The 9,698-nt window shown below is 39.3% G+C and carries 7 protein-coding genes; 5 read left to right on the top strand and 2 right to left on the bottom strand.

The features are described 5' to 3' along the window. Positions 1 to 372: 372 nt before the first annotated feature. The gene (locus WAM07_RS18770; RefSeq protein ID WP_422168908.1) at positions 373 to 1,527 is read left to right on the top strand and encodes a glycosyltransferase family 4 protein; all 1,155 of its coding nucleotides are present in this window, start codon (positions 373 to 375) and stop codon (positions 1,525 to 1,527) included. A 203-nt stretch (positions 1,528 to 1,730) separates the two neighbouring features. Further along, positions 1,731 to 3,182 carry a DHA2 family efflux MFS transporter permease subunit gene (locus tag WAM07_RS18765; RefSeq protein WP_422168907.1) on the top strand — a complete coding sequence of 484 codons (1,452 nt, stop codon included), beginning with the start codon at positions 1,731 to 1,733 and terminating at the stop codon, positions 3,180 to 3,182. A gap of 42 nt (positions 3,183 to 3,224) precedes the next feature. Here the strand turns inward: WAM07_RS18765 and WAM07_RS18760 are convergent, their stop codons facing one another. Next, positions 3,225 to 4,334: an NAD(P)/FAD-dependent oxidoreductase gene (locus WAM07_RS18760; RefSeq protein ID WP_422168906.1), complete on the bottom strand. Its 1,110-nt coding sequence runs from the start codon at positions 4,332 to 4,334 to the stop codon at positions 3,225 to 3,227. Between the two features lie 182 nt (positions 4,335 to 4,516). Beyond that, positions 4,517 to 6,193, bottom strand: coding sequence for an ABC transporter substrate-binding protein (locus WAM07_RS18755; protein ID WP_422168905.1), 1,677 nt, complete (start codon positions 6,191 to 6,193; stop codon positions 4,517 to 4,519). A 554-nt stretch (positions 6,194 to 6,747) separates the two neighbouring features. Between WAM07_RS18755 and sppA the strand changes: the two genes are divergently transcribed. The 3 genes from sppA to WAM07_RS18740 all read left to right on the top strand — a co-directional run. After that, a complete protein-coding gene (gene sppA, locus WAM07_RS18750) occupies positions 6,748 to 7,743 on the top strand; it encodes a signal peptide peptidase SppA (RefSeq protein WP_422168904.1) in 996 nt (331 codons plus the stop codon). Positions 7,744 to 7,755: 12 nt separating this feature from the next. Next, complete coding sequence (locus tag WAM07_RS18745; protein ID WP_422168903.1) at positions 7,756 to 8,298, top strand: RDD family protein; 543 nt, start codon at positions 7,756 to 7,758, stop codon at positions 8,296 to 8,298. A 305-nt stretch (positions 8,299 to 8,603) separates the two neighbouring features. Beyond that, positions 8,604 to 9,698: cytochrome P450 family protein (locus tag WAM07_RS18740; RefSeq protein WP_422168902.1), on the top strand; the 1,095-nt coding region annotated here is incomplete at its 3' end.

Raw genomic sequence — 9,698 nt, 5'->3', positions numbered from 1 at the left:
TTAAATTTTTCCTAGGAGGAGAAGAGAATGAAAATCAATGCAGGTCTCTGGTGCAAACTGACGTTTAAAGACAAAATGATCTTGTTGAAAACCATCAGTCAACAATCTCTTGGTAAAAAAGCAGCCTGATGATGTCATTGAGCTAATCCTTTTCAACTCACCCTTATACCAACTAATTACCTCACCAATATAATGCTCTTCAAAAAACCTACTATATTGAAGTAGGTTTTTTGTTTGGATTTTATTTAAGCTATTAAGCTATCCTCCTATTCTGTCATATCCTTTTAAAAGATCGAATACATAATAGCGGTAGGCTGAATGCCCGTCTTACCGTAAATCGATCACAGGAATGGTTTGAGGAGGGAATTTAACATGAAGATTGCCATTTTCACTGACACTTACGCGCCACAAGTCAATGGAGTATCTCGAACTCTGGAAAGATTAATCACTCATTTAGAAAAGGAAAAAATTGAATATCGTTTGTTTATTCCCTACTTGAAAGGTTCGATCCCCTCTGACTGTATCCGCCCTGTTTTTAGCTTTCCGTTCTTCTTGTATCCTGAATGCCGTCTTTCATTCCCCTGCGCACCTCTCTTAAGAAAAGATCTGGAATCTTTCAACCCTGATATTGTCCACATTGCCACCCCGTTTAATATGGGCTTGACTGGATTATATTGTGCAAAAAAATTAAGCATTCCCATTGTCGGATCCTACCACACAAATTTCGATCGCTATTTAGAGTATTATAACCTTCAATATTTATCAAAATGGATGTGGAAATATTTAAAGTGGTTTTATAAGGATTTTCAACGGACTTTTGTTCCTTCTTATCAAACGAGAATCGAATTAAATCTTCAAGGTTTTCATAACATCTCGATTTGGAGCAGGGGAGTAGACTGTACAAAATTTCACTCTTCCACAAATGAAATGATCCTCAAAGATTATTATGAAAGTAAACCAACATATCTATTAACTTATGTTGGTCGAGTGGCCCCTGAAAAAGACCTGGACATACTTATGGATATTGCCAGGGATCTCCCCGCCCCCTATAAAGACAAGGTTCACTGGCTAATAGTTGGAGAAGGTCCGCTCCTAAAAGAGCTTCAAGAGGAGAAACTGCCTAATATAACCTTTACCGGTTATGTACACGGAAGTGAATTAGCAAACATTTATGCAAATTCCACTTTATTCGTTTTTCCATCGACAACAGAAACTTTTGGAAATGTAGTTCTCGAAGCGCTTGCCTGCGGAACTCCAGTCGTGGCTTCAAAATCTGGCGGCGTTCAGGAAATAATCCAGAACGGGAAGACAGGAATCCTGTGCGAACCTAGAAACTCTTCCCAGATGATTGATGCTATATGTAATCTATTAGCAAACCCATTCAGGATTCGAGAAATGGCAAATGAAGCAAGAAAGTATGCTCTGGATCAATCCTGGGAAACCATCTTCAGCAAACTCTTGAAAGAATACAAAGAAGTAATTGATCAGTCTCTTTCTTCACAGACCAAACAATATTTACAATCTTGACTAGAACAAGCTCCTTAGCATCCATGCGGGAGCTTACTTTGTATTAATTTACATAATATCATTATAGTGAATTTGTTCTTTGTTGAATTTTTCTAAAAATATAAATTTAAATAATTGCTCTCTAAATGGTTGTCTATTTCAATTGTTCAGGCGTATAATAACGGAATTGATCCAGAAAAACCCAAAGAATTAGGATGATACTTATGACCACTACCCATTATAATAAAGTACTGATCGCTGCTATATTACTAGCAGGATCTTTTATTACTATATTAAATCAAACGTTAATGATTACAGCCATTCCCCCTATTATGGATGAGATGAATATATCGGCCAATAGCGCCCAGTGGCTCACCACCGTTTTTATGCTTGTTAATGGAATAATGATTCCTATCAGCGCATTTTTAATTGAACGTTTTACTACCAGACAATTATTTTTGGGAGCTATGACCATATTTACAGTCGGAACCGTATTAGGAGGTTTAGCCCCTAACTTTGGAACACTTCTAGTGGGCAGGGTCATACAGTCAAGTGGCGCAGGGGTTATGCTTCCACTTATGCAAACCGTTTTCTTAATGATATTTCCGATCAATAAGCGCGGAGCGGCTATGGGTTATATTGGGCTTGTCATTTCTTTCGCACCAGCCATAGGTCCAGCCCTTTCAGGCTGGGTTACAGCGGCTTTTTCTTGGAGATGGTTGTTTCTAGTCACACTTCCGCTTGCACTTATCATTACTGTATTAGCTTATTTCTTTCTAAGAAACGTAACTGAACTCAGTTTTCCGAAAGTAGATCCCTTATCTATTGGATTATCTTCCATTGGTTTTGGAAGTCTCCTCTACGGATTTACAGTAGCTGGAAATGAAGGATGGACCAGTCCCACTGCCATATACGTGCTTTTAATTGGCTGCATAGGACTGTTTCTATTTATAACTAGACAGTTGCGGATGGAACACCCAATGCTTGAATTCAGGGTATTTAAATATTCTGTATTTACCATTTCAACCATTATAGGAATGATTGCTTTTATGGGTTTAATAGGAGTAGAAACTCTCCTCCCGCTTTATATGCAGAATATGAGGGAATTTACCGCTTTTCAGTCTGGACTTGCTCTTCTGCCCGGAGCGATCATTAGTGGGTTTATGTCACCCTTAACTGGCAGAATCTTTGATAAAATCGGCGCAAAATTGCTTGCTCTAACAGGATTAACCATATTAACCGGGGCTTCAGCTGCTTTTGTTTCTCTCGACATTGAAACAACCTTTACTTCCATCACTATCCTGTATTCCATCCGTATGTTTGGCTTATCCATGGTCATGATGCCAGTTACAACCGCAGGGTTAAATCAATTGCCTCAAAAACTAATAGCGCATGGCGCTGCTATGAATAACACCATGAGGCAGGTGGCTGCTTCTGTTGGTACGGCCATCCTCGTGACCGTGATGACCACTTCCACCCAAAATGCTCAGGGAAATCCTGCGATAGATTTCCCCGGCATATACGGGGTCTGCATAGCTTTTATCGTAATCACGCTGCTTTCCCTTGCAGGAATAGTACTAGCTCTATTTATTACTAAGCCTCGCGAAGACGATGAGATAAAAGACTCTATAAATCACGAGCTGCATCCAGGTGATAGAGTAAAGAAACATGCCTAATTCGTTAAAAACCCACAAACTCCAAAGAGTTTGTGGGTTTTATTAAAATGCCTTAGCGGGATCATAAACATCTAAATTGATTTCTACTTGTTCTTCTGCCGCTAAACTAGCAAGAATAGATCCTACATATGGACCGCTGGTCAATCCTGAAGCACCAAGACCATTTGCCATCCATACATTCTCGAGCCCTGGCACACGGCCAATAACAGGTAAAGAGCCGGGAGTGAATGGACGAAAACCAACTTTTGTTTGAATATAAGCAGCTTCAGCAAGTGTTGGAGCTACTTTTAAAGCTTTATTTAACAGTTGATGAACCGCTCCCATCGTCACATCCGTTTCAAAATCCTCACGGTTTTCCTTGGTAGCCCCAATAACCAATTTTCCATTGTCAAAAGTCAGCATGTAGTGATTAAATGGCGGAAGCATGACTGGCCATGAGTCTGTATCCTTTTCAGGGACCTGTAAATGAACGATTTGAGCCTTTTCGTATGTCACATTTGTATTTAAACCGTAAGAAGCAAATAATTGTTTAGCCCAAGCACCATTTGTAACGATTACCTGGTCTGCCTCCATATGTTCATCATCTACCAGAACACGCGCAGAAGCATCTCCATTATTAACAAGTTGAACCTCTCCTTCATTAAAGACGGCTCCGTTCATCTCGGCTGCGGAAAGAAGAGCCTGCGAAACAGCTTCTCCATCCACTTTTGCTGCTCCGCTAATATGAAGAGCTCCATAATGCTCAGCTACAGGAGGAAACATCGCTTTAGTCTGCGCAGGAGTTAGTTTTGTAATGTCTCCCATTTCTGGTGACTGCTGTCTGCGTTCCAAAGCAACCTTCATTTTTCGGTCTAATTTCTCTTCGGTATCAAAGATATTAATAGCTCCCACTTGTTTATAACCTGTATCGGTTAACCCAAGGTCCTCCAACTCTTTAATGAGGAAAGGATAATACCTCGCCCCTTCTAGTACTAAATGATACCATGATTTATTCGTGCGGTTCGTTAACCATGGACATATGATTCCAGCAGCAGCCCTCGTAGCCTGTCCTTTGTCTTTCCGGTCTACGATAAGAACTTCTTCCCCTCTTTTGGACAAGTGATAAGCCGTGGAAGCTCCAACTATGCCCGCTCCAATAATGACATGTTTCATATATAACACCTTTTATTGATCTGACTTATTTCCTTTATTTATTGTATAGAATGATGACTGTGAAGTAAATTATCCATTCCTTTTAAGCAGCCCTAAGTATAGGGTTGCCTTTATATAGGTGATTGAATTCAGTACAGCTGCGAAAAAAGAGCCCGTCCCCCCGGGGACGGACTTCCTATCATTTATTCACCTTCAATATATGCATATTTATATGTGTAATCAGGTCCCATTGGATTCGTGGTTACCCCTTTAACATCCGGTTTCCACAGCTGCGCTCTTGCTCGCTGATAAAGGGGAGCAATAACTGCATCCTCTTTAATAAGCAGCTTCTCAGCTTCCAAAAAGGCTTCAAAACGTTCAACAGGTTTTTGAGCTAGTTCATCTCCTGCTTTTTGAATTAGGGAATCATATGCTTCACTTGAATAACCGGTCTTATTGTTTCCTCCATCTGTTACCCATAGGTTCAAAAATGTGTTCGGATCAATATAATCTGGACCCCAGCCATAATTTTCGATGTCGTAATCCATGTTCTTATCACGATCTAAACGTACTTTAAAAGGAACACTTTCAACCTTAATTGACAAGCCGTCTAATTTTTCAAGCTGGTCTTTAATATAAGCATCCAGGTTTTTAGCAACCTCTGTATCTCCGCCCAAATAACGAAGTTCTGCATTCTCTATGTTTAACTCTTCTTTTGCTTTTGACCAATACTCCTGTGCTTTCTTTAGATCGTGCTCTATTAATGAACCATTAATTTCCCGGAAATCCTCTCCGGATTCAGGATGTTTCGTAAAGTTAGCAGGTACATTCCCGCCAGTCGTAATTGAGCCGTTATTTAAAATAACCTCTACCATACTTTGACGATCGACCACCATCTGAATCGCCTTACGTGCATTCAAATTAGAAAGAATTTCATTTTCCTGGTTCATTTTAAGGAAGAAAATCGTAGGCTCTTCTTCGACTTTCAACTCTTTAGAAGAACGGTACTCGTCAACAAATTCTGAAGACAGGTTGACTCGATCAATTTTATCTGTCTGATAAAGATTGACAGCTGCAGCTGTATCTTTCACTACATTCACATTAATTTCTTCTAACTGAACAGCATCTGCATCCCAGTAATCAGGATTCTTTTCAAGTTTCCATCCTTCCCCATGATTCCACTCAGTCATTACAAATGGACCATTTGAAAGAAGACCGTCAGCTTCCATTGCATATTGATCGCCTTTTTCTTCAACAAACTTTTGATTTAGCGGCAAGAATGTGCCAAATGTAGTCATTGACTCGAAGTAAGGTGTTGGTTTTTCTAAAGTTACTTCGAAGGTGTAATCGTCTACTGCTTTAACACCAAGCTCTTCGAGAGACATCTCGCCTTTGGAAACGGCCTCCGCATTCTTAATTACGCCACTCATCATATAAGGACCATATTCAGATCCAATTTCAGGATCAACTGCTCGTCTCCAGGCATAAACAAAATCGTCGGCTGTGACTGCATCTCCATTTGACCATTTAGCATCTTCCCTTAAATTGAATGTCCAAGTCAAACCATCTTCGCTCATTTCATGATTTTTTGCTATTCCTGGTTCCGGTTTCCCATTTTCGCCTAAGCGATAAAGCCCGTCTTTCGTAGATCCCAGCCATTGAGAAGCCAGAGCATCAATTGTTAAGGAAGAATCCATGGTCGGTATTTCTGCCCCCTCAGAAAGGTGCAGAACCTGCTCACTGGATTTTGACGTACTTTCCCCGTTTTCTTTGCTGTCATCGTTACTGCTTGTTTCTGAGTCATTCCCACTAGAACATGCAGCAAGGAATAGACTGGCAAGCAAAACCAGCCCTACCCATAGCCATTTAGCCTTTTTCATTTAAAGACCCCCATTTTCTTAATTTTATGTATCTTTACATACGGCTCAAATTATACATTTTGTGGTAATAGTCTGCAAATTACAAAAATTAAGAAAGGACGCTACATTTTAGCTACTATCGTAGGTTTACATGAATGGTTATATATCTTAAGAACTATTATCTTTATCATAAAAACACTCACTAAGTCTTACGCATCCTAAACTTTGAGAAGCAGCATCGGGATTTTAGCGGCACTTATAGGTCTTTATACCAAAAAAACTTCTTCTACGTAACGGCTATGAATAGTTATATATTCTTAAACACATTCCTAGTTACAAATAGTTGAGGAGAGTCAGCACACTTCTTTTATATTCGTCCTGGTCCTTAAGAATTAAGCCAGGCTTAATATATTTAAAATTGGCCGAAACTTTACCTGTTTTCATACGTATAAATTAAATGTCAGGAATTCCAGTAAGGACGATTATAGTGAAATTTTTAGGAGCTCTCAAAATTTACTTGCATCTCTTCTCATAGTCCTGATAAAGTTACATCATTCAAGAAGGAGGATTTACATATGAATAAACGTGTAGGAGCAAGCATTATTGCTGGCAGCATCCTATTAATAGCTATTGTTTTCCAGGTCATCAATGTTTTCACTACTGATGAAGATTCGGAAAATATGGCTTCTATGTTCTCAGGAAGTGAGAAGCCTCAGGAGAAAATCATTGAGCAGGGTTCAGCTTCCAAACGCATTGTACAAATTAATCTAGAAGGTACAATAATGAACAATCCAGGTTCTAACCCGAACCCATTCAGTGGTGGCGGCTATCAGCATGAACAATTCTTAAAGAAATTGGAAACCATTAAAGAAGACTCTTCCATTAAAGGTGTACTTCTACATGTAAATTCCCCAGGCGGAGGAGTTTACGAAAGCGCAGAGATTCACGATAAACTCTTAGAATTAAAAGAAGCTGATAAAGAATTCTATGTTTCCATGGGGAGCATGGCTGCTTCCGGCGGTTACTATATCTCTACTCCTGCTGATCAAATTTTTGCTTCAAACGAAACGTTTACAGGGTCTCTAGGGGTTATCATGGAAAACGTTAATTACCAGGAACTGGCCAATGAATACGGAGTCAAATTCAATACATTCAAAAGCGGTAAGTATAAGGATATTATGAGTCCAACCAGAGAAATGACGGAAGAGGAACGTGAAATCATCCAAACGCTCGTGGATGATTCTTACGAAGAATTTGTCGATGTGATTTCAACCGGTCGTGATATTCCAGAGGATCGTGTCCGAGAGCTTGCGGATGGGCGAATCTATTCAGGAAAGCAAGCCGCAGAGAATGGCTTAGTGGATCAAATTGGCTTTCAGGAAGATGCCTTAAATGCGCTTAAAGAACAAATAGGCGGAAACCCGCAGGTCATTGAATATAAGAACAGCGTTGGTTCATTCTTCAATTTACCATTAGCTAAAAGTTTCTTACCAAATCATGAAATTCGTTATATAGAAGAACTCATCAGTGAACGCCAGGGACCTAAACTAATGTACTTATATAGCGAGTAAGGGGGGAGTTATATGGAAACTACAGAACAGCATCCAGGTGTTAAACCACCGCTGCCTTTATTGAGAGGTCAAAAAGATGATATCCAAAGATTACTATACGCCGGATTCTGGACACGTTTTTTTGCGTATATTATTGATTTACTCGTTCTTTGGAGCGTAAACACAGTTGTAACTAAGCCAGTAATTGGTTTATTAAATCTAGAGGGAGCAGAATTATGGATAGAGATGTTTAGTGCTTCTAATTTGCTTACCTCCCTTCTCTTTTTCCTTTACTTCATTCTAATGACCAAGTTTTTTAGAGCAACTCTTGGTAAAATGATTTTTGGTTTATCTGTTGAGTCACTGACTGATAAACCTTTAACTAACGGACAGATATTTTTCCGAGAATGCATTGGCAGATACATTAGCATGGCTGTTTTCGGAATTCCTTATTTAGTGGTCGCTTTTACTAAAAGGCACCAGGGAATTCATGACCTATTTGCGGATACCTCCGTTATTAAAAATAAATTCAAGCAATTGAATTATTTGATCGAAGATAAATCAGACTCTGAATAAACAAGAAATCCGGTACCCTACAGGGACCGGATTTCTTGTTCTAACGAGAAGGATCCTGCTTTCCTGTTCCATTTTTTTCGCCTTTTTCTCTTTTCAATGCATTCAAGTCTTCTTTACTTTTGTTTTTCTTCTTTTTACCCAATTTAACCTCCTCCTTTCCTTCTTAGTTTGGCTGCATTTATGGAATTCATGTAATAATAGAAAGTCGATAGACCATCCGATCTTGCCAAATATTGGTTGTTCAATATTAATCCATCCTTTACTATAAAGTTATGCTCCATATTTACTTAAAGGAGGAAGATTTAATGGAAAATACTGAAACTATTTATAGATCTAATTTCAAAAAAGGCGTCTATACTTTTTATCAACATCTGCGCTTATATCAACCTGTTTTTCCTATGTCCAGTGAAGCTTCCAATAGTTCCTGGATTATAACTAAGTATGATCATGTAAAGGAACTATTAAAGTCTCCCAGTTTTATTAAAGATCAGAATAAATTATTCTCCCAATCTTCACGGGAAGAAATGAATACAGATGAACTGAATATATTTCAAAACATGATGCTGGACGTTGACCCACCTGACCATACCAGACTCCGTAAGCTGGTCCAACCTTATTTTAATCCTAAAACGATTAAGCAAATGGAACCCCGAATTACTGAAATTGCGCAAGAACTACTTGAAGAAATGAAACATAAAAAAGGGTCTGTAGATTTAATTGATGATTACGCTTTTCCTCTGCCTATAATTGTGATTAGTGAACTTCTGGGTGTACCGGTTGAAGACCGCAATAAGTTTAGAAAATGGTCCAATACCATAGTAGCTGCCTCTGACAATATGACTTCTGATTTTCAGGAAGATGTAGAAGCATTTACCGCCTACTTAACCGGGCTTTTCGAAAAACGGAAATCAGAACCTGAAGAGGATTTAATCTCTTACTTACTGCAAACCGCGGAAGAAGAAGAGCAATTAACCAAAACTGAATTATACTCTATGGTTGTCTTGTTAATAATTGCCGGTCATGAGACAACGGTTAATCTAATTGCCAATACGATGCTTGCTCTTTTTGACCATCCTGATCAAATGTCTAAAATCAAATTGGATCAAACACTTATTCCGTCTGCGATTGAAGAAGGACTTCGATTTTATAGTCCCGTGGACTTTTCAACAGCACGCTGGGCAGAGGAGGATATGGACTTCCATGGTCAAGTGATTCGGCGCGGAGACTTAGTTCTAGCCTCTATAAGTTCCGCAAATCGCGACGAAGAGAAATTCAACCATGCCGATCAATTTGATGTGACGAGAAACAAAAATGCCCATGTAGCATTTGGGTTCGGAATCCACTTTTGTCTTGGTGCTCCACTGGCGCGTCTCGAAGGAAAAGTCGCTATTGAAGAGCTG

Origin of the sequence: Halobacillus sp. (assembly GCF_049282395.1) — a bacterium.
GTDB lineage: Bacteria > Bacillota > Bacilli > Bacillales > Halobacillaceae > Halobacillus.
This window is presented reverse-complemented; position numbering and strand designations above follow the sequence as displayed.